At 40.7% G+C, this 21,389-nt stretch carries 24 protein-coding genes and 1 rRNA gene; 23 read left to right on the forward strand and 2 right to left on the reverse strand.

Translation table 11 applies throughout. The features are described from left to right. Positions 1–39 precede the first annotated feature (39 nt). A 5S ribosomal RNA gene (gene rrf, locus J7I93_RS21910) occupies positions 40–156 on the forward strand. A gap of 441 nt (positions 157–597) precedes the next feature. On the opposite strand, the gene J7I93_RS21915 is transcribed toward rrf, so the two are convergent. Next, positions 598–801 carry a sigma factor G inhibitor Gin gene (locus tag J7I93_RS21915; RefSeq protein ID WP_214728505.1) on the reverse strand — a complete coding sequence of 68 codons (204 nt, stop codon included), beginning with the start codon at positions 799–801 and terminating at the stop codon, positions 598–600. A 267-nt stretch (positions 802–1,068) separates the two neighbouring features. On the opposite strand from J7I93_RS21915, the gene J7I93_RS21920 reads away from it, so the two are divergent. The 10 genes from J7I93_RS21920 (at position 1,069) to rsmI (ending at position 8,787) form a co-directional block, all read left to right on the forward strand. Beyond that, positions 1,069–2,520, forward strand: coding sequence for an aminotransferase class I/II-fold pyridoxal phosphate-dependent enzyme (locus J7I93_RS21920; protein WP_214728507.1), 1,452 nt, complete (start codon positions 1,069–1,071; stop codon positions 2,518–2,520). Continuing rightward, the gene (tmk, locus tag J7I93_RS21925) at positions 2,517–3,155 is read left to right on the forward strand and encodes a dTMP kinase (protein WP_214728509.1); all 639 of its coding nucleotides are present in this window, start codon (positions 2,517–2,519) and stop codon (positions 3,153–3,155) included. Before J7I93_RS21920 ends, tmk begins: the two co-directional genes overlap by 4 nt. A 224-nt stretch (positions 3,156–3,379) precedes the next feature. After that, the gene (locus J7I93_RS21930) at positions 3,380–3,709 is read left to right on the forward strand and encodes a cyclic-di-AMP receptor (protein WP_009336682.1); all 330 of its coding nucleotides are present in this window, start codon (positions 3,380–3,382) and stop codon (positions 3,707–3,709) included. Positions 3,710–3,764: 55 nt separating this feature from the next. Further along, a complete protein-coding gene (locus J7I93_RS21935; RefSeq protein ID WP_214728511.1) occupies positions 3,765–4,205 on the forward strand; it encodes a YaaR family protein in 441 nt (146 codons plus the stop codon). A 13-nt stretch (positions 4,206–4,218) separates the two neighbouring features. Beyond that, positions 4,219–5,226, forward strand: coding sequence for a DNA polymerase III subunit delta' (gene holB / locus J7I93_RS21940; protein WP_214728513.1), 1,008 nt, complete (start codon positions 4,219–4,221; stop codon positions 5,224–5,226). Next, the gene (locus J7I93_RS21945; protein WP_214728515.1) at positions 5,219–6,046 is read left to right on the forward strand and encodes a PSP1 domain-containing protein; all 828 of its coding nucleotides are present in this window, start codon (positions 5,219–5,221) and stop codon (positions 6,044–6,046) included. Before holB ends, J7I93_RS21945 begins: the two co-directional genes overlap by 8 nt. A gap of 12 nt (positions 6,047–6,058) precedes the next feature. After that, on the forward strand, positions 6,059–6,433 hold the full coding sequence (yabA, locus tag J7I93_RS21950) for a DNA replication initiation control protein YabA (protein WP_214728517.1): 375 nt from the start codon (positions 6,059–6,061) through the stop codon (positions 6,431–6,433). Positions 6,434–6,758: 325 nt separating this feature from the next. Further along, a complete protein-coding gene (locus J7I93_RS21955) occupies positions 6,759–7,499 on the forward strand; it encodes a tRNA1(Val) (adenine(37)-N6)-methyltransferase (protein WP_214728519.1) in 741 nt (246 codons plus the stop codon). Further along, positions 7,489–7,752 carry a GIY-YIG nuclease family protein gene (locus J7I93_RS21960; RefSeq protein WP_214728521.1) on the forward strand — a complete coding sequence of 88 codons (264 nt, stop codon included), beginning with the start codon at positions 7,489–7,491 and terminating at the stop codon, positions 7,750–7,752. The genes J7I93_RS21955 and J7I93_RS21960 overlap by 11 nt, the downstream gene beginning before the upstream one ends. Before the next feature lie 156 nt (positions 7,753–7,908). Next, positions 7,909–8,787 (forward strand): 16S rRNA (cytidine(1402)-2'-O)-methyltransferase, encoded by an 879-nt coding sequence (gene rsmI, locus J7I93_RS21965; RefSeq protein ID WP_214728523.1) that lies wholly within the window; start codon positions 7,909–7,911, stop codon positions 8,785–8,787. Between the two features lie 38 nt (positions 8,788–8,825). Here the strand turns inward: rsmI and J7I93_RS21970 are convergent, their stop codons facing one another. Further along, entirely contained in the window at positions 8,826–9,110 is a 285-nt protein-coding gene (locus J7I93_RS21970; RefSeq protein ID WP_026585206.1) for a transition state genes transcriptional regulator AbrB, read from the reverse strand. Positions 9,111–9,766: 656 nt separating this feature from the next. Here J7I93_RS21970 and metG point away from each other — a divergent pair. The 12 genes from metG to J7I93_RS22030 all read left to right on the forward strand — a co-directional run bounded on the left by metG (position 9,767) and on the right by J7I93_RS22030 (position 21,248). Next, complete coding sequence (metG, locus tag J7I93_RS21975) at positions 9,767–11,731, forward strand: methionine--tRNA ligase (protein ID WP_214728525.1); 1,965 nt, start codon at positions 9,767–9,769, stop codon at positions 11,729–11,731. A gap of 382 nt (positions 11,732–12,113) precedes the next feature. Then, on the forward strand, positions 12,114–12,881 hold the full coding sequence (locus J7I93_RS21980; protein ID WP_214728527.1) for a TatD family hydrolase: 768 nt from the start codon (positions 12,114–12,116) through the stop codon (positions 12,879–12,881). 493 nt (positions 12,882–13,374) lie between these two features. Then, positions 13,375–14,568, forward strand: coding sequence for a G5 and 3D domain-containing protein (locus J7I93_RS21985; RefSeq protein ID WP_214728541.1), 1,194 nt, complete (start codon positions 13,375–13,377; stop codon positions 14,566–14,568). Between the two features lie 270 nt (positions 14,569–14,838). Continuing rightward, positions 14,839–15,399 (forward strand): ribonuclease M5, encoded by a 561-nt coding sequence (gene rnmV, locus J7I93_RS21990; RefSeq protein ID WP_214728529.1) that lies wholly within the window; start codon positions 14,839–14,841, stop codon positions 15,397–15,399. Further along, positions 15,392–16,270: a 16S rRNA (adenine(1518)-N(6)/adenine(1519)-N(6))-dimethyltransferase RsmA gene (rsmA, locus tag J7I93_RS21995; RefSeq protein WP_214728531.1), complete on the forward strand. Its 879-nt coding sequence runs from the start codon at positions 15,392–15,394 to the stop codon at positions 16,268–16,270. Before rnmV ends, rsmA begins: the two co-directional genes overlap by 8 nt. A gap of 242 nt (positions 16,271–16,512) precedes the next feature. Next, the gene (gene yabG / locus J7I93_RS22000) at positions 16,513–17,397 is read left to right on the forward strand and encodes a sporulation peptidase YabG (protein WP_214728533.1); all 885 of its coding nucleotides are present in this window, start codon (positions 16,513–16,515) and stop codon (positions 17,395–17,397) included. A 308-nt stretch (positions 17,398–17,705) separates the two neighbouring features. Beyond that, positions 17,706–17,969, forward strand: a complete 264-nt coding sequence (veg, locus tag J7I93_RS22005) for a biofilm formation stimulator Veg (RefSeq protein ID WP_214728535.1) — start codon at positions 17,706–17,708, stop codon at positions 17,967–17,969. A 324-nt stretch (positions 17,970–18,293) separates the two neighbouring features. Continuing rightward, positions 18,294–18,467, forward strand: a complete 174-nt coding sequence (locus tag J7I93_RS22010; protein ID WP_214728543.1) for a small, acid-soluble spore protein, alpha/beta type — start codon at positions 18,294–18,296, stop codon at positions 18,465–18,467. Positions 18,468–18,860: 393 nt separating this feature from the next. Beyond that, entirely contained in the window at positions 18,861–19,016 is a 156-nt protein-coding gene (locus J7I93_RS22015) for a hypothetical protein (RefSeq protein ID WP_214728537.1), read from the forward strand. Then, entirely contained in the window at positions 19,000–19,869 is an 870-nt protein-coding gene (ispE, locus tag J7I93_RS22020) for a 4-(cytidine 5'-diphospho)-2-C-methyl-D-erythritol kinase (RefSeq protein ID WP_214728545.1), read from the forward strand. Before J7I93_RS22015 ends, ispE begins: the two co-directional genes overlap by 17 nt. 60 nt (positions 19,870–19,929) lie before the next feature. Next, the gene (gene purR / locus J7I93_RS22025; RefSeq protein WP_214728538.1) at positions 19,930–20,748 is read left to right on the forward strand and encodes a pur operon repressor; all 819 of its coding nucleotides are present in this window, start codon (positions 19,930–19,932) and stop codon (positions 20,746–20,748) included. 125 nt (positions 20,749–20,873) lie between these two features. After that, positions 20,874–21,248, forward strand: a complete 375-nt coding sequence (locus J7I93_RS22030) for a RidA family protein (RefSeq protein WP_214728540.1) — start codon at positions 20,874–20,876, stop codon at positions 21,246–21,248. Positions 21,249–21,389 lie beyond the last annotated feature (141 nt).

Consider the following 21,389-nt stretch of genomic DNA (forward strand, 5'->3'; position numbering starts at 1 on the left):
TCTAGTTTTGAAGGAATGAATGTTCTTCAAATCAAATAGTCTGGTGGCGATAGCGAGAAGGTCACACCCGTTCCCATACCGAACACGGAAGTTAAGCTTCTCAGCGCCGATGGTAGTTGGGGGCTGTCCCCCTGTGAGAGTAGGACGCTGCCGGGCAATAAAAAGAGCACCTGATGGGTGCTCTTTTTGTGTTTTTATTTATTTTTAGCTTATAAATATCGCTTATTTCTCTAAAGTAGACACTTTTTTTGGGTCACTCACCATGCTTTATAGGGAATAACGGTCACTTTCTTAGATTTATCGGTCAGAATTCCATTTTATCAGTCACTTCTTTCAATATATCGGTCAGATTTCATTTTTATCGGTCACTTTTCCCATATATCGGTCAGTTGGCTCTATGGTGCCTTTTTGAAGCAATACAACTATATCGAGCAATTAGAAACTTCCAACTTCCATTTTATTAAATATCGAATATTACCAAATATTAATTAGAGTTTCACAATTAATTGGTCTCAATCAAGGTAATGATTCCTCCTTGCCTCTACCGGCAGCATAAGTCCAGCAAAAATAAAAGGCCCCTGTTCAAGGAGCTCCCTTTTAAGAAAATATTTCTGGCATTGTTATTTTTTTTAGTTTCTTTAAGTAATAATTATATCTTGGATTACTTGTATCTGTAGTAATTAAATCTTTTTCACAATCTGTGCAGATAAAAGAAGTGTATAGATGTATTCCCCTTGTTTTAGCCTGCTCGCAAATGACACATTCTTCTCCTGCATGTTTTTTTGCTAATAGCGAACCCAATCACTCCACCTCCATACACTTATTCTGCCCAGTAATATTTTATTGTATACAATTTTTCGAATATTCATTGGCGGTTTTTTTGAGGTTACTTGATTAATATTGTATGATGGAAATCCCATTTGGGTGTATGTCTATCATGGATTTCTTTATAAAATTGCTTATTTAACGAGGGGACTGGCTATATTGCAGGTGTGGCTCTTTATAGGACATACCCTATTTGTTAAAATAGGATAAGAATCTAAGGAAAGTGCAATAATTGGTGATGAAATGAATCAGAAACGGACTCCATTATTTGATCAGTTGAAAAAGCATTCCTCACAGCACCCTATATCTTTTCATGTCCCGGGACATAAGTATGGAGAACTTTTAAGCTATGGAGAATCAGAATTTTTTAAAGATATTTTAAAGCTGGATGCCACGGAACTCGGCAGCCTGGATGATTTGCACTCTCCCGGTGGAGTGATATTGGAGTCTCAAAGGCTGCTTGCAAATTTGTACGGCGTCTCCACAAGTTATTTCTTGGTAAATGGGTCAACTGCAGGGAACCTCGCTATGATTATGGCGGCGGCTGAAGAGAATGATACCGTATTAGTTCAGCGAAATTGCCATAAGTCGATCCTTAACGGTATTTCTTTGGCTAAGGCTGATCCGGTTTTTTTAGCACCTGAATATAACCATGATTGGGGCGTGGCTGGAGGCGTACCGTTCGAGACGGTAAAAGAAGCAATCGGACGATACCCGCATGCCAAAGCGCTGATTTTAACGTATCCTAATTATTATGGAATGGTTTCCGACTTGGAGCAGATTATTACTCATGCTCATCACTATGGGATACCAGTGCTGGTGGATGAGGCGCATGGGGCGCATTTTATTGGAGCAAAGTGCTTTCCGGCTTCCGCTGTCCAACTCAAAGCGGATATTGTTATACAATCAGCCCATAAGACACTGCCTGCTATGACGATGGGGGCGTACCTGCATTTTAATAGCAAACTTGTAAATGAAAAAAAATTAAGCAGCTATTTGGGATTACTCCAATCAAGCAGCCCGTCATATCCAATTATGGCCTCGCTTGATATGGCCAGGGCATACTTAGCATCTTTTTCAGATAAAGATGCAGATAAACTATACGAAAAGATTGAAAACTTTAGGAATGCACTAAACAGAATAAGGGGAATTAAGGTCCTCTCTTATAAAAATAATATCGGTGACCCTTTAAAAGTTACAATTCAATCCACTACTTCTCTAAGCGGATATGAACTTCAGCAGATTCTGGAGCAGCATGGTATCTATGCGGAAATGGCTGATCCCTATAACGTCTTGCTCGTTTTTCCGCTGCTAAAATCAAACATGGACTACTCGGTTGAAGGGGTTATCAATTGTTTGGAGAAAGAGTTAAAAACTTATATAACCACAGAAGATCCAAAAAAGAAAATCATATTTTCAAAAGAGCCTGTTTCAGAGCTTTCTTTCAATCAAAAGAAACGAGAAGGCCATACCAAAAAAACAGTTCTGCTTGAGGACTCTGTCGGCAGGATAAGTGCACAGCAGGTGACCCCTTATCCGCCCGGCATTCCACTTTTATTTCCGGGAGAACCAATACACAAGGAAGATATCCAAAATATAAGAATTCTTTTGGAAGCCGGTGCGCGCTTTCAAAATGAGGAAAATATTCAACAAGGTACCATTAAGATATATGAACAGCTGGAGGAAGTATTATGAATAAGGGAATGTTTATTACCATTGAAGGGCCTGAAGGTGCCGGAAAAACAACCATCATTAGTTTACTGGCAAAGAGGCTTGGAGCGGAAGGCTATAAGATCCTTCAAACGAGGGAGCCAGGCGGAATTGAAATTGCTGAACAAATCAGAGGTGTAATCCTCGATAAAAATAATACAAAGATGGACCCGAGGACCGAAGCTCTTTTATATGCAGCGGCTAGAAGGCAGCACCTGATTGAAAAGGTGAAGCCCGCATTAGAAAAAGGGTATGTAATATTATGTGACAGGTTTATTGACAGCTCCCTTGCTTATCAAGGGTATGCAAGAGGATTAGGCATTGAGGAGGTTTTCTCCATTAATAGCTTTGCAATTGAGGGAATGATGCCTAAGCTAACATTGTACTTCGATATTGAACCAGAGGCTGGGTTGGAGAGAATCAATCAGCATAAGGGCAGGGAAGTAAATCGTCTTGACCTGGAAAAATTAGATTTTCACCATAAAGTACGGGAAGGATATCTCAAATTAATGAACCTTTATCCTGACAGAATTTATAAGATTGATGCTTCCAGGCCGGTAGAGGAGGTATATAAGCAGGCAGATGAAAAATTAAAAGAAGTGTTAGAAGGGAAAATATAAGAAGGGCCTTAAAGATTTTATATCTTTAAGGTTTTTTTGTAAGAGTGCAAGAGCGTGTGGCTATCTGCTATATGTAAGGCAGCAGCTTCAGCCGGAAATAAAAAAGAGGCAATTTTTTTAAAAATAATCTCCGCAGTATTCCCTTAATTTCTGCTTGAGCATAAAATAATTGATATAATAAAGGTAAGAAACAACGGATAAAAAACTGTAAAGGGGTTGGGTCTATGAAATTAATCCTGGCAGTAATACAGGATCAGGACAGCAATAAACTTATGAATGCCTTGGTGGATAATAATTTTCGAGCAACAAAATTGGCCAGTACAGGCGGTTTTTTGAAATCCGGGAATACAACTTTCATGATCGGCACAGAGGATATTCGGGTAGAACGGGCTTTGCAGATTATTAAAGAAAACTGCCGGGCAAGAGACCAGCTTGTTGCACCCGTATCACCAATGGGCGGAAACGCTGATTCCTATGTGCCCTATCCAGTAGAAGTAGAAGTGGGCGGTGCAACCGTTTTTGTATTGCCGGTTGAGCAGTTCCACCACTTTTAATAAACCATTATTATTTTTACAGGGTCCAATGCTACCTTTTTCGGAGGATTAATGTATGAAAATCAACCAGGATCTTCGGCTCAAAATGGAAAATATCCGCCAGGACCAAAAGCAGGCAGCGGGGAATGGCACCAAGTTTTATGAACTGGTTCAGAAGCAGGACCAGAAGTTGCAGGCTTCACAGCTCCAGGGATTATTAAAAGAGATTGATGCCGCCGGTGAACGCCTTGCCCGGTCCCGGACTTTTAAGGACTTGGCAAAGTTTAAAACATTGGTTAAGAAGTTTGTGAAGGAAGCCGTTGAGTTTGGCATGGAGCTAAAGCAATCACATAGCTGGAATCAATTTGGACAAGGCAGGTCGCTAAGGGTTGTCGAAACCGTTGATGAAAAGCTTTCTGAGCTGACAGATGAACTAATGAAAAAGGAAGAATCCTCGATTGATATACTTGGAAAAGTCGGAGAAATTAAAGGTCTTTTAATAAATTTATATACGTAAGTGAGTGATTGTTGTGGGAAAAACGTGGGAACAGCTGGAGTCCATACAGCCAGTAGTATTGAAAATGTTTAAAAATAGCATAGTGAAGGATCGGCTGGCCCACGCCTACTTGTTTGAGGGTATGAAAGGGACAGGGAAGCGGGAAGCGAGCACACTTTTGGCAAAAAGCCAATTCTGCAAGGCTCCCGTTGAAGGGTATGTTCCATGTGAAACATGTTCAAACTGTAAAAGGATTAATAGCGGTAATCACCCGGATGTTCATATTGTAGAGCCGGACGGACTCTCTATTAAAAAGAATCAGATTCAAAGCCTTCAGGAAGAGTTTTCAAAAACAGGTGTAGAATCAAAAAGAAAACTTTATGTGATTGTACATGCAGACAGGATGACTGTAAATGCTGCCAATAGTCTGCTGAAATTTCTGGAGGAACCTCATGCGCAAACGACTGCCATTTTAATTACTGAACAGTCCCAGCAAATGCTTCCTACTATTCTATCGCGCTGCCAGACGATTTCTTTTAAACCTTTGTCCCCAGCTGAAATGATCGAACAGTTAAAGAATAATGGAGTAGATCCTAGCCGGGCACCATTACTTGCACAAATTACCAATAATTTGGATGAAGCTTTGGAGTATAGTTCTGATGATTGGTTTGTACAAGCACAAAAAATAGTGTTAAAATTATATGAAGTGGTTAAGAAAAATCCGCTTGAGGCAATGGTTGCCCTTCAGGAGGATTGGTTCTTGCACTTTAAAGAGAAAGAGCAGATTGATCGCGGCTTAGATTTATTACTTCTTATTTTTAAAGATTTATTATATATACAGCTTGGGAAACAGGACCAGGTTGTCCATCTAAACGAAAAGAATCGTTTAGAGCAGTTTGCACTGCAATCTTCTACAAAGCGACTAACAGAACAGATGACGGCTGTTTTGGAAGCGAAAAGAAAATTGCAGGCAAATATGAATCCGCAGCTGTTGATGGAACAGCTTGTGTTAAAATTGCAGGAGGGATCTTCCTTTGTATGATGTAGTAGGAGTGCGCTTTAAAAAAGCGGGCAAGATATATTATTTTGATCCCGGAGATCTCTCAATACAAAAGGATGACTTTGTCATTGTCGAAACCGTTAGAGGCGTAGAGTACGGAAAAGTAGTGATAGCCCCGAAACAGGTTGATGAACATGATGTTGTCCTGCCATTAAAAAAGGTCCTTCGTATTGCAGATCAAAAGGATCGCATGATTGTTGAGGAGAACAAGCAGGCCGCTAAAGAAGCATATGAGGTTTGCTGTGAGAAGGTCAATACACATCAGCTTGATATGAAGCTTGTGGATGTTGAATATACATTTGATCGAAATAAAGTCATATTTTATTTTACGGCTGATGGGCGGGTTGACTTTCGTGAACTCGTAAAAGACCTTGCAGCCATATTTAGGACAAGAATTGAACTTCGCCAGATTGGTGTGAGGGATGAAGCAAAAATGCTGGGCGGCATAGGCCCTTGTGGAAGGATGCTTTGCTGTTCCACATTCCTTGGCGATTTTGATCCGGTATCCATAAAAATGGCAAAGGACCAGAATCTTTCGTTAAACCCTACGAAAATTTCAGGTTTATGCGGGCGCTTAATGTGCTGCCTGAAATATGAGAATGACGAGTACGAAGCAGCTAAAGAACAGCTCCCGGACCTTGGGGAATGGATTCAGACCCCTGATGGACCTGGAAAAGTCGTAGGCTTAAATATATTGGAGCGTGTACTTCAAGTGGATGTTAAAGAACAGGAGCGCGTACTCGAATATACACTCGATGAAATTTTAAAACAAGGTGCTGTATCAGTTCAGTCCACAGATTAAGAGGTGGAAGGCGTGGATAAAAAAGAAATCTTTGACTCAGTAAGTAACATGGAAACCCAAATTGGAGAGTTATATCAGCAGCTTGGTGAGTTAAAGCAGCATTTGGCAGAAATACTTGAAGAGAATAACTCTTTAAAGCTGGAAAATGAACATTTAAGACGCCATTTAGACATATCTACAGAAAAGGAAAGCACATCGGTTAAAAAGAAAAAAGCAGTGCAGCCTGCCGGAGATACGGATGATGATAAGGTGATCGATATCGGTGAAGGCTATGATAATCTTGCCCGCCTCTATCAGGAAGGTTTTCACATTTGTAATCTCCATTTTGGCAGCCCTAGAAAAGAGGGCGACTGCCTGTTTTGCTTGTCTTTCCTTAATAAAAAGTAAACTTTTAGCCTTCCTGATTAAAGGAAGGCTATTTTTTCCATATGAAAGAGTCTTAATCAGTCTTTTTCAAAAAGGGAATACTAAAGGAAAGTGCTGACATTGGCTCTCTGTTGATTAAAAGTGAAGGCGTGAGATCCTCGAAAAAGCATTCGCATTTTCTTCGTCCGATCCCTGTTCAAGAATGCTGGCCAAGGCTCAGAGCGCCGCAGAGGGCCCGGACCGCCCTCTGTTCGCTGAAGCCTGGAGAGGATAATCAACAGAAAAGTTTATTCATCAAAGCTTTCAAAAAGAATACATTTAGGAAACAGAGCATGGAGGATCAGGTATGGACTTTTTAAAAGAAGGTGAGCGGCTGGATTATTTGCTGGCAGAGGATATGCGTATTATTCAAAGCCCGGCTGTATTTTCTTTCTCGCTGGATGCTGTATTGCTGGCCAGGTTTGTATATGTGCCAATTCAAAAAGGCAATCTTATTGATTTATGCAGCGGAAATGGGGTGATTCCGCTCTTTTTAAGCGCAAGAACAAAGGGAACAATTACAGGGGTGGAGATTCAGGAGCGATTATTTGATATGGCAGCAAGGAGCATTGAATACAACAATCTTAAGGATCGTATTCAAATGATCCATGGAGATATTAAAGAAATGCCCAAGGTTCTGGGGTATGGGAAATTTGATGTTGTGACCTGCAACCCTCCGTATTTTCCTACACCATCCCGTGATGAAATCAATGAAAATGAACATTTAGCCATTGCCCGCCATGAAATTCTATGTACTCTGGAGGATGCCATTAAAGCATCAAGCCAGCTGGCGAGACAGGGCGGCAAGGTTGCATTTGTTCATCGGCCGGGCAGATTCCTGGATATCGTCACCTTAATGCGGAAATATAAGCTTGAACCAAAAAAAGTGCAATTTGTGTATCCAAAGGCAGGGAAGGAAGCGAATACCCTGCTGATTGAAGCTGTTAAAAACGGAAGCCCGGATTTAAAAATCCTGCCGCCCTTATTTGTATATAATGATGAAAATGAATACACACCTGAAATAAGAGAGATTTTATATGGAGAATAGCCACTATTTTTATGTTCTTCATTGCAGGGATGGCAGTTTATATGCAGGCTACACGAATGATCTTGAAAAAAGAATAAAGGTCCATAATGAGGGAAAAGGAGCCAAGTATACAAGAGGCAGAGGGCCGGTTAAACTGATTTTCTCTAAATCATTTTCGGATAAGAGTGAAGCTATGAGAGCTGAATATGAATTTAAACAATGGCCCAGGAAAAAGAAGGATGAGTTTTTAAAACTACATAATATTTCATTATAAAAATTTTAGAACGGTATAGCTCCGAGCGCCATCAGCTCGAAATCTTAAGTATGTCTAGTTTCGGCTAGGGATTCGAGACATAAGGCAACCCCTTTTTGAAGGTGAAAATACCTTCGATGGCGCTCTGCGCTTTTCGCGAGGAAACGGGTGGTACATATGTGGCAGCAAAAAAGCTTTGAGAATGAAGAGACAAAAGGAATCCTTTATTTAGTTCCAACTCCGATTGGAAACCTTGAAGATATGAGTTTTAGGGCCGTAAGAATTTTAAAAGAGGCTGATTTTATTGCTGCGGAGGATACACGCAATACAAAGAAGCTTTGCAATCATTTTGAGATTGTAACACCAATTATTAGTTATCATGAACATAATAAGGAAGCAAGCGGGCACAAGCTTCTGGAGAAAGTCGCCAATGGGGCGAAAATTGCCCTTGTCAGTGATGCTGGGATGCCGGCTATTTCAGATCCAGGCTATGAGCTTGTAACAGCTGCTGTTGAAGAACAGCTGACGGTTGTACCGCTTCCTGGGGCAAATGCTGCATTAACCGGGCTGATTGCTTCGGGAATTAATACACAGCCTTTTTATTTTTATGGCTTCCTAAACAGGCAGAAGAAAATAAAAAAACAGGAGCTGGAAAAGCTGGCGAAGCTATCTGCGACAACAATTTTATATGAAGCTCCGCATCGACTTAAGGAGACCCTTTCATTGATTGAAGATTTGATGGGAAACCGGAACATCTCCTTGTGCCGGGAACTAACGAAAAGATATGAAGAATTTATTAGGGGAACAGTTTCCGAAGCAATCGAATGGGCCGCCAGCGGAGAAGTAAGAGGAGAATTTTGCATCATTATTGAAGGGGCCTCTGAGGATATGAAGGTAGAAGAACCAGTATGGTGGGAAAATGTTTCAATAGAGGATCATGTAAAGCATTATATAGAAGAAAGTGGGTTAGCCAGCAAAGAAGCCATTAAACAAACAGCAAAGGACAGGGGATTAAACAAACGGGATGTATATCATGCCTACCATGTCGAGCAATAAAAAAAGCTTCTCACAGGGGTGAGAAGCTTTTCTCTTTATTATTTTACTAATTCAAAGGTACTTTGAATTTCTTTTAATAACTGTTCAGCACCGTCACGGCTAAGGATTAGTTTTCCGTTAGCTAAAGAGATATTTTCGTCAGAAACTTCCCCGGTAACCTGGCATGTCATGTTTGGCTTGTACTTCTTAAGGATGATTCTTTCGTCATCTACGTAGATTTCCAAAGCATCCTTTTCTGCAATTCCCAATGTACGTCTTAATTCAATAGGGATAACAACGCGGCCAAGCTCATCAACTTTACGAACAATACCTGTGGATTTCATAATAAATTTCTCCTCTCAAATCTCCAAATAATATTTTTCTCTATCTATGTTGTTTCGTCATTATTCGACAAAATCTTTATTAATTACATAATACCAGCCATTCCCAAATACGTCAATTACTTTATGTTTAATTCAAATAGAAAATTTTAGGATATACATTGAAGTATTGATACATTAGGGTTTTATTGCTGAAATGTAATAAGAGGAGAATGAAAAATCAAGGTTTTTGCTATATGCCTTAAAATGACTTGTTTCGACATTTCGACAAAATTCTACAAAAGTTTTTATTACCGATATAATAATATTCGAAGGTTCATTTCCTTTTATAGGGATAAAGAAGGAGTTTAATTTAAATTTTTTATTAAGGATTAACTTTTTAGAAAAAAGATTCATTCGTTCATATCTGCCTATTGGTTGCACAATTTCAAGTTTTTAGGTATATTTTGATGGTATAAGAGGTTATGATGACGAATATAACATCTTGAAAAACACAGATATAGCAGGCCCAATACCGGCACGATTTTCTGATTCTCACTCTCGTCCACATTGGGCGGGATTTTTTAATAGTTGATGAGATTTTATTAAAAAGAGTCCATAATAAGCTTAGCTGCATATATTGTGCAACCAAGCTTTCTTAAAATAAGGGAGGGAATCTTATGGAGGAAAAATTAAAGACTTTTTATCTGACCACTCCAATTTATTATCCTAGCGGAAATTTACATATAGGGCATGCCTATACAACTGTAGCCGGTGATGCAATGGCACGTTATAAGCGTATGCGCGGCTATGATGTTATGTACTTAACTGGAACAGATGAACATGGTCAGAAGATTCAGGAGAAAGCGGAAGAAAAAGGAGTTACTCCGCAGCAGTATGTAGATGAAATCGTAGAAGGGATCCAGGATTTATGGAAGAAGCTTGATATTTCCTACGATGATTTTATACGTACGACTCAAGACAGGCATAAACAGATTGTAGAAAAAATCTTTGCCCAGCTTGTTGAACAGGGAGATATTTATCTTGGTGAATACGAAGGCTGGTACTGTACTCCTTGTGAGTCTTATTACACAGAGCGCCAGCTGTCAGATGGAAACTGCCCTGACTGTGGACGTCCGGTTCATAAAGTAAAAGAAGAATCCTATTTTTTCAAGGTCAGCAAGTATGCTGACAGGCTTCTGCAGTACTATGAAGAAAACCCATCCTTCATTCAGCCGGAATCCCGCAAGAATGAAATGATTAATAACTTTATTAAGCCTGGACTCGAGGATTTGGCTGTATCCCGTACAACGTTTGACTGGGGTGTGAAAGTTCCCAATAATCCTAAGCATGTTGTTTATGTGTGGATTGATGCTTTGTCCAATTATATTACAGCTCTTGGCTACGGTACCGATGATGATTCAAAGTACTTGAACTACTGGCCGGCAGATGTTCATTTAGTAGGAAAAGAAATTGTACGCTTCCATACTATTTATTGGCCAATTATGCTTATGGCTTTGGATCTCCCTCTGCCTAAAAAAGTGTTTGCGCATGGCTGGTTATTAATGAAAGACGGCAAAATGTCCAAATCTAAAGGGAATGTAGTTGACCCAGTCACGTTAATTGACCGCTATGGACTGGATGCACTCCGCTACTACTTACTTCGCGAAGTGCCATTTGGGGCAGACGGAGTGTTCACGCCTGAAGGCTTTGTGGAAAGAATCAATTTTGACCTTGCAAACGATTTAGGAAATCTTTTAAACAGAACGATTGCCATGGTTAATAAATATTTTGACGGTGTTATCCCATCTTATAAAGGCTCCGACGGCGAGTTTGACCAGCTGCTCCTTCAAATGAACCGTGAGACTGTTTCCAAGTATGAGGAAGCAATGGAAAAAATGGAGTTTTCTGTGGCCCTTTCTGCCGTTTGGCAGCTTGTTAGCAGGACGAATAAATATATAGATGAAACGCAGCCTTGGGCGCTTGCCAAGGAAGAAGAAAAGAGAGAAGAGCTTGCAAGTGTAATGGTACATTTAGCAGAGTCTCTACGCAGAATTGCTGTGCTTCTTCAACCTTTCCTGACCCGTACACCGAAAGAAATTTTCACGCAATTAAATGTAAACGAAGAATCCTTAACATCTTGGGAAAGCCTTGAAACTTTCGGACTGATCCCGGAAGTTACAAAGGTCGCAAAGGGAGAACCGATCTTCCCTCGCCTTGATATTAATGAAGAAGTGGAATTCATTAAAACAAAAATGCAGGGTTCAGCTCCTAAAGAAGAAGGCAAGCCTGAAGCAAAAGCAGAAGAAAAACCGGATAGCGAAGAAATCACCATTGATGATTTCATGAAGGTCGATTTAAGAGTGGCGCAGGTTATCCAGGCTGAACCAGTGAAAAAGGCTGATAAGCTACTAAAACTGCAGCTGGACCTTGGCTATGAAAAGCGCCAGGTTGTTTCTGGCATTGCAAAATTTTATAAGCCGGAAGAATTGGTTGGCAGAAAAGTCATTTGTGTAACCAATTTGAAACCTGTTAAACTTCGCGGTGAGCTTTCAGAGGGAATGATTTTAGCAGGAGGGAAAGACGGCGAACTTTCGCTTGCTACCATTGCAGAATCTCTTCCATTAGGAGCAAGGGTTAAATAAAAATTATTCATTTACATGATAAAAATTAAAAACATAGAAGTGTTAAGCGTTCAACGTAAGCATTTCTATGTTTTTCTTTTTTAGAAAGGCTGTTTTCATTGCACAAACGAGTTAATAGCGAAACACTACGGGAATAGCTTTACCAATGAGACTCCACAGACGCAGAGCGTCGGCAGCCCGTGGAAAGCGAGTGCCTGCAGCGGAGATTTACGGGCATAGATTATAAGCTAAAGACCCTTTAGGGATATTATTTTATAAAAATAAAATAGGATGAATTTTTGACGAAAAGATTCTTAAAAAAGCCCCTAAACCATATCCGGTCTGTTACATGAGTGAAAAAATTGTAATAGAAAAATAATATAAGCAAAAAGGAGTTTTTTTCATGTTTTTCGACACACACGCACACTTAAATGCAGAACAATATAACGAGGATTTGAAAGAGGTTATAGACAGGGCATTAAGTGAAGGAGTCTCCAATATTGTAGTTGTAGGGTTTGACCGCCCAACAATCGAAAAAGCCATGGAACTATCAAATGAATATGATTTTATTTACGCAAGCATTGGCTGGCACCCCGTCGATGCAATTGATATGACCGATGAGGACCTTCAATGGATTGAAGAACTTTCTCAGCATCCAAAGGTAGTAGCCCTTGGAGAAATGGGCTTGGATTATTATTGGGACAAGTCTCCTAAGGATGTTCAAAAAGAGGTTTTCAGAAAGCAAATCCAGCTTGCGAAAAAGGTCAAGCTTCCAATCGTCATCCATAACCGTGATGCAACTGCGGATATAGTAGAAATTCTGAAAGAAGAAGGAGCCGGAGAAGTAGGGGGAATCATGCATTGTTTCAGCGGCAGTCCTGAAACTGCAAAAGAATGCGTAGATATGAACTTTTATATTTCTTTGGGAGGGCCCGTAACTTTTAAAAATGCAAAGAAGCCAAAGGAAGTCGCGGATGCTATTCCATTGGATAAGCTTTTGATTGAAACTGATTGCCCATATCTGACTCCTCACCCATACAGAGGAAAAAGAAATGAACCTAGCTATGTAAAACTAGTTGCCGAGCAGATAGCAGACATAAAAGGGATATCTATAGAAGAAGTTGCAAGCGCGACAACCGAAAATGCAAAAAAATTATTCGGCATAAACTGATAACCCTTTTTGTCGAATGCTGTAGGAGCTTGTCCAAATTTTTTCTGTTTCTAAAAAGTTCTACATGCCTTCTTCGTCTCATAGGATAACCATGTCGATAAGTCTCTCTTTCCTTTCTCTTGATTTTTTTGCATAATAGGAAATACGTTTACGAGGACGCTTGCCATTTACTAGAAAAAATAGAGCAGAATCGCGATCTGCCTTTCTATATTCCAGTAAAAAGAAAAGAAGGATTTTTCAATGCAGTGTTGAAAAGTATAAAACCAAGGCAAGCTGAATTTGCAACGGGATAATTACAGGAAAGGGATGCATAGTGGGGAGCTGTCTTTCATACATAAAGATAGTGTGCAGTTCTTTATAGGCAAGCAATAGTTTCCTGACATCTGCCATTCTCTATATGCTGAAGGGGAAACGAAAGAGTTGACAGCCGGCAAGATACTCTATATAATCACTCCGAAGAGAAAAGGAGGCGTTTTTCATCGTGATTGAAAACATGAAAAACCTGTTATCCAAGTCTTTGAGTAAAAAGAAATTGGCCATTTTTTCTGCTAGTTTAATAGTTTTTGCAGCTGCTTTCGGTTTCGTTCTATATGAAACGTCTAAGAAAACAGTGGCATTGACGCTGGATGGCCAAGAGAAAGTCATCAAAACGCATGCAACAACGATTCAAGATATATTCGATGATCTAAATATTTCATTGCGCTCAGAGGATTATGTGTTTCCCTCGGTAAACACACAGGTTAAGGACAATCTGGAAATTGTTTATGAACCGGCTAGACAGGTGCAAGTTGTAACAGATAACGAGAAGAAAACGATTTGGACCGCAGCAAAGACGGTTGAGGAAGTGTTAAAGGAGCAGAATATTGCTTTGAATGAACACGATAAAATTCAGCCGAAGCCAGAAGAAAAAGTTAAAAGCAACATGGAAATACAAATTGAGAAAGCATTTTCTTTAACGCTTAATAATGGCGGGAAAGAAAAGCAGGTTTGGTCAACTTCGACTACGGTCGCTGACTTTTTATCACAGCAGGGAATCAAAATAAATGAATTAGACCGTGTTGAACCAAAGTTGGAAGAGACAGTCAAAGCCGATGACACTATAAAAGTCATTCGAGTTGAAAAAGTCACCGATGTAGTGGAAGAACCAATTAATTTCGCAGTTGTTACGAAAAAGGACAAAAATCTGGCTAAAGGCACTGAAAAGGTTGTGAATGCAGGAAAAGCAGGCCTTCTGACAAAACAGTTTGAAGTCGTTTTGGAAAATGGCAAAGAAATTTCCAGAAAACTGATCAGTGAAAAGAAAGTTAAAGAAAAGCAGGATAAAGTCGTTGCTGTTGGAACAAAGGTAGCTGCGGCAACACAGGTAGTGTCCCGTGGAACCAGCAGTAAGGAAGGCGGAAAAGAAATTTACGTATCCTCTACAGCATATACTGCCCATTGCAGCGGCTGCTCTGGCAAGACGGCAACTGGATTGGATCTGCGTGCAAATCCGGGTGCAAAGGTAATAGCTGTCGATCCAAGTGTAATTCCGCTTGGAACGAAAGTTTATGTTGAAGGCTATGGTTATGCAGTTGCTGCTGATACAGGCGGAGCTATCCGAGGGAATAAAATTGATGTTTTCTTCGCCACTAAAGCAGAAGCTTATAAATGGGGAAGAAGAACAGTAAAGATTAAGATTTTGAATTAATTTTAGCTTAATATAAATATTTCATTAAATGCAGGGGCTATCCCCCTGCATTTTTTATTGCTCAGCGGAGAAGGTTAGAAATAACATTTTTTCTTTTGCCGGCACTTTCAGATATAATAAAAAATATTCTTTATAAATATATTCTTCTTTCATGTATTTAGACGAATTACATTACAGAAATGTTTCAAGTTTTTTTCATTTTTTTTATAAATTTTTAAAAAGTTAGGCAGGCCGGCAAAGGGCGGCTGTTTGAAATATAGAGGAGGAAATATGAAGATAAAAGAGATCATTGTTGTGGAAGGCAAGGATGATACAGCGGCCATCAGAAGGGCGCTAGATGCCGATACAATTGAAACAAATGGTTCAGCCATTAATCAGGAAACAATCGAAAAAATTAAGCTTGCACAGCAAACAAGAGGTGTTATCGTATTTACAGATCCGGATTTTCCCGGGCAGAAGATAAGAAATACGATCACAAATGAAGTACCGGGCTGCAAGCATGCTTTTATAGAGAAAGCGGATGCCCTGCATAAGCATGGAAAAGGGGTTGGCGTGGAGCATGCTTCCCCTGAAATGATCCGGCAAGCTCTTAAAGATGCCCAGGTGATGCAGGAAAGCTATGAAGAGACAATTACTCAGGAAGACCTCGTAACTGCTGGCCTGATTGGCGGAGATGGTGCCAAAGAGAGAAGAGAAAGGCTTGGAAAGCTGCTCAAAATTGGCTATACAAATGGGAAACAGCTTCACAAAAGGCTGATGATGTTCCAGGTTAGCCCGGAGGATTTTGCGGCAGCAGTGGAAGCTATTCGCAAGGAGGAACAAAATGCATAAAGATATCGCAACACCAGCCAGAACAAAAGCGATCTTGGATAAATACGGTTTTTCTTTTAAGAAAAGCCTTGGACAGAACTTTCTGATTGATACCAATATACTCAGAAGAATCGTCGATCATGCAGATTTAACAGAAGAATCCGGCGCAATTGAAATTGGCCCAGGCATAGGGGCCCTGACTGAACAATTGGCACGTAGAAGCAAAAAAGTGCTTGCTTTTGAAATTGATCAGCGCCTTCTGCCCATTTTAGAAGAAACACTGTCGCCTTACCCAAATACAGCCATTATTAACAAAGATGTATTAAAAGCAGACGTAAGCGCTGCAATTGAAAAAGAATTTAATGGAATTCAGGATATTATGGTTGTTGCCAACCTCCCGTATTATGTGACAACTCCAATTATAATGAAACTGCTGGAGGACAAGCTGCCAATCAGAGGAATTGTCTGTATGCTGCAGAAGGAGGTTGCTGACAGGATCTCTGCCCGCCCAGGTACGAAGGATTACGGCTCCTTGTCTATCGCTATCCAGTACTATACAGAGGCGGAAACAGCCATGATTGTTCCAAAGACGGTTTTTGTGCCACAGCCCAATGTGGATTCCGCGGTCATCAAACTGACAAAACGCAAAGAGCCGGCAGTAGCGGTTAAGAGCGAACCGTTCTTTTTCCAGGTCACGAAATCAAGCTTTGCGCAAAGACGTAAGACGCTGCTCAATAATCTGACAAGCCAGCTTCCGGAAGGAAAACAAAAGAAGGAGCAAATCCTGTCTGCACTTGAACTGGCTGAAATTGAACCAGGGAGAAGAGGGGAAACATTATCAATAGAAGAGTTTGGGCGTTTAAGTGATGCCCTTCTGCCTTACTTTTCTTAATAAATGTAATCGGATATAAATTAAACCAAGGCCTGTTAAATGCAGGCTTTTTCTTTTTAGCCAAGGTCTACTCTTTAATCAGGCATCGAATCTCCTTTCATACGCACATGTTTATAGACAAATGCATAATTTATGACATAAATATTAATCCCATCAGCGGTCTTAATCCGTTCATGAGGTATAAAAGCCAGAGGGATTAGAGAAGGCCGTGTTCTCGTTGTGGGCCAATTGGAGTGACGACATTGACTATAAATATTATGGATATTGTCGGAAGAATTTCCTATCGCTGTGATATTCTATTCCGTGTGATTGATATTAAAGAGCAGAATGGCCAAAAAGTGGCCGTTTTATTTGGAGAGGATATTCGTCTTGTTGCCGATGCCCCCTATGAGGACTTAATCGTTATCAACCAGGCGGAACGAATGAAGATCGAACAGGAGTATAGATCCCTGGAAGAGCAATCTTTTCAGCTTTTTAGGCAAGACATAGCTCTTTTAAGGGAAAAGCAGGAGTATGAGGTCACGGACGGATACAGCAAGACTCTTAATTACTTTCAGATACCAGGCAGAGTACTTCACCTGGATGGGGATCCTTCTTATTTAAAGAAATGCCTTGCTGTATATGATAAAATAGGCATCCCTGTTACAGGCATTCATTGCAATGAAAAGGAAATGCCGATGAAAATCGGACAGCTAATCGACCATTACAGGCCTGATATCCTGGTTGTTACCGGTCATGATGCTTATTCCAAGTCTAAAGGAAAGAAGTCGGATATTAATGCTTACAGGCATTCCAGAGAATTTGTGCAAACGGTTAGAGCAGCCAGAAAAAAGATTCCCCATCTGGACCAGCTTGTTATCTTTGCGGGGGCCTGTCAATCCCATTTCGAATCGCTGATTCATGCAGGGGCCAACTTTGCGAGCTCACCTTCAAGGGTAAACATCCATGCTCTCGATCCTGTTTATATTGTAGCAAAAGTAAGTCTGACTCCTTTTATGGAAAGAATTAATGTGTGGGATATCTTAAGAAACACATTAACAGGTGAAAAGGGACTGGGAGGGATTGAAACACGCGGGGTTTTGAGAACAGGGATGCCTTTTAATGATGAACAGTTGAATGAATCATAATCCAGCAAGCCGTTTATATTTATGAAACGGCTTGTTTTTTGTTTGAATAAAAAAATCATAAAGCTACAAATTATGATGGATTTTGACATTATGTGAGAAGGAGAAATAGCTGATAAGTCGCTTTCTATACACCTTTTTAAAAATATACATATTCTTGTTAGTTTAAGGTAATCCTAAAATTGTTGAAAATTAGAAGAAAAAGTAGAAGAAAACATATTGACATTTATTTTTAAAGACTGTTATAATTTATATTTTTGTTTGACAGAATTGTGTCAGTGTGATATACTTTACATAGTGAGGTGGACCGAATGGCAAAAACATTATTGGATATTAAAAAAGCTCTTGATTCAAATCTTGGAAAAAGGCTCTTGCTAAAAGCGAATGGCGGACGCAGAAAGACCATTGAGCGTTCAGGTGTTTTGGCAGAAACGTACCCTTCCGTATTTGTGATTGAATTAGATCAAGAAGAAAATGCATTTGAACGTGTATCTTATAGCTATGCGGATGTTTTAACAGAAACGGTTCAAATTACATTCTACGAAGATACATCAGGACAGGTTGCTTTAAGCTAACATATATTTTTCAGCGGAGCGGTGAACATTTTGTTTGCTGCTTTTTGTTTTGTCTTTTTGCCAAGCGCGGCTAAAGCACATTGCTGATACTCGCACTCTGTTTGATTGGAAAAGGGTGCGGGAGCACCAGCGGGAGAAGCGAGTCTTGCGGGGACCCGCGCAGGCTCGAGGCGGCTCCCGGGCTGCCCTCGAACAGCGAGTGCCTGGAGTGGAAATGAACAGGCAAGTTTAATCGTGCCGTTCCTAAGGATAAATAAGGGTCTAATGAATAGAACGCTCCTGTTCCATAATAAAAGTACCGCAGTGCGAAAGGAGATGTTAATGTTGGGCAAAAGAAGAGGCATTATGTCAGAGGGCTTAAAAGAAGAAATCGCAAAAGAGCTTGGTTTTTATGATGTAGTCCAAAAAGAAGGCTGGGGCGGCATCCGCGCCAAAGATGCCGGCAACATGGTGAAGCGGGCTATCGAAATGGCACAGCAAAATCTTCTTAACAAATAATACCTAGCTTTAACCCTTGATTCAATCATTAACAATTAATAGTACTGCGGCTGCCGGAGCTTATGCTTCGGCATTTATTGTTCCTAAGAGGGCTGAATTTTTCAAAAAAGCCTTATTATTCAGGCCCTTGCGCTTTTCTGTTCAATTTGTGGTAAAATAGGACAAAAAATGGAGACGCTTTAAATGAAAGGCGTAAGGCACCTGCTTATCTGCGACAAGCATGATGCAGGGAGCTAGACAGTTATCAAAGTCTAATTTAATTGTTTTTTATATTTAAGGCTGTGTTGAAGCTCAATGTTGATTTTAGACCCTTTTGATTGGAGCGGAAGGCGCGAGCTCCTCGAAAATGCTATTGCATTTCCTTCGTGCGGTGTTTACACAAGCGGAAGGAGCGTGTCAAAGGGAGAACCCACAGCCGCTTGCCCGCTTGCGCTGAGAAGGCCCCCTGACCGCCAAAGGTTCGCTGAGCGTCTGGAGCGGAAATCAACAGGCAAGTTTAACAAAGCCATATTTAAAGAAGTAGGTGGAAATGTTGAAGGTCATGGTTAAGGCACCTGCTAAAATCAATTTGTCATTGGATGTTTTACACAAAAGGGAAGATGGCTATCATGAAGTTGAAATGATTATGACAACCATTGATTTGGCGGACCGCCTGGAGTTAACGCTCTTAGACAAGAATGAAATAAAAATTATCTCGCATAACCGTTTTGTTCCGGACGATCAGCGAAATCTGGCTTATCAGGCTGCGCATCTTCTTAAAGAACGATTTCAAGTGCAAAAAGGTGTAGCTATTACAATTGAAAAAACGATTCCTGTTGCTGCTGGGCTTGCGGGAGGAAGCAGTGATGCCGCAGCTGCCCTTAGAGGTCTTAACAAGCTATGGGAATTAGGTCTTACAATGGATGAGCTTGCCGAAATTGGATCGGAAATAGGCTCTGATGTGTCTTTTTGTGTTTATGGAGGGACTGCTTTGGCAAGAGGAAGAGGAGAGATGATCAAAGAGCTTCCTGCACCTCCTACTTGTTGGGTCATACTGGCCAAGCCATTTATCGGCGTCTCGACTGCGGATGTTTATCGAAGGCTGGATGTGAACCAGATACAGCACCCGAATACTAGTGGAATGATTGAAGCTATACATAACGGAAACTATGAAGGTGTCTGCCATAATCTAGGAAATGTTCTTGAGGATGTAACCTTGCAGATGCATCCTGAGGTGGCGCAAATTAAAGACCAAATGAAAAGATTTGGAGCAGATGCTGTCCTTATGAGCGGAAGCGGTCCTACTGTGTTTGGGCTTGTTCACCATGATTCAAGAATGCATCGGATTTATAACGGCTTAAGAGGATTCTGTGATCAGGTTTTTGCGGTCAGAATGCTTGGGGAAAGGCATAAGCTTGATTAAATCCGTATATTAATGGTATATTATCGTTAAAATATTCGGATTTATATGGGGGTTCCACAAATGAAATTTCGCAGAAGCGAACGGTTAATAGATATGACCAATTATTTATTAAACCATCCGCGTCAGCTGGTATCCTTAACTTTCTTTTCAGAAAGATATGGTTCTGCCAAGTCTTCCATAAGCGAGGATTTAACAATTATTAAAGAGACATTTGAACAAAGGGGCATTGGCACTCTGCAGACTGTGGCCGGAGCAGCAGGAGGAGTTAAGTTCAATGTAAAGGTACCCGATGATGAAGCCCGCCCTTTTGTTGATGAGCTATGCGGCCTGATAGCCAGTCCAGAGAGGCTTTTGCCAGGCGGATATCTGTATATGACCGACATATTGGGAGATCCACTGATTGTCCAGCGTGCCGGCAGACTATTTGCGTCCGCATTTGCAGATAAGCCAATTGATGTTGTGATGACTGTGGCCACCAAAGGGATTCCGCTCGCATATGCTGCAGCTAACTATCTCAATGTACCTGTTGTCATTGTAAGGCGGGACAGCAAGGTGACAGAAGGTTCGACAGTAAGCATTAATTATGTGTCAGGATCCGCCAAAAGGATCCAAACGATGGTTCTCTCAAAACGAAGCCTTGCAGAAGGATCCAATGTCTTAATCATCGATGACTTTATGAAAGCCGGCGGAACAGTGAATGGCATGGTCAGCATGCTGGAGGAGTTTAAAGCCAATCTGGCTGGTATTGCAGTCCTGGTTGAGGCTGAAAAAGCAGAAGAACGACTGGTTGATGAGTATCTTTCTCTTGTACGCCTCTCCGATGTAGATGTCCGGGAAAAGAAAATCAATGTAAGTGAAGGCAATTATTTTAAAAAATAGGCTAAGGTAAAGCACATTTTTACTTTGGCGCCTAGCGGAGGCTCCCTGGCCTCCCGCAGAAAACGAGTATCTAGAATGAAAATCACCAGCTTAAAAACAAATGATATTTTTTAGGGGGAGAATCCATGAAAATCATTCAAACGAACCAGGCTCCGGCTGCGATTGGGCCATATTCACAAGGAATCACAGTCAATAATCTTTTTTACAGCTCCGGACAAATTCCGCTTACAGCAGATGGTGTCATGGTAGAGGGTAATGTGAAAGCTCAGACCCACCAGGTATTTAAAAACCTTCAGGCTGTTTTGGAAGAGGCTGGTGCTTCTTTAAATACTGTTGTTAAGGCGACTGTATTTATAAAAGACATGAATGATTTTTCAGCAATCAATGAAGTGTATGGAGAGTATTTCAGCACGCATAAGCCTGCACGTTCCTGTGTGGAGGTCGCCCGCCTTCCCAAAGATGCATTGGTGGAGATAGAAGTAGTAGCGCTCGTTAAATAAAACGGGCGTTTTTTTTTAGGCTGTTTTCAAAAGGCTGTTTTCAAAAGGCTCATTTCGTAAAGATTGTTGTTTTTGAACTATAAAGCTGGCCCGTTGATTTCCGCTCCAGTCACTTGCTTTCCGCGGGGAGGAACGGGAGCC

Origin of the sequence: Bacillus sp. ISL-47, from assembly GCF_018613175.1 — a bacterium.
Taxonomy (GTDB): domain Bacteria; phylum Bacillota; class Bacilli; order Bacillales; family Cytobacillaceae; genus Cytobacillus.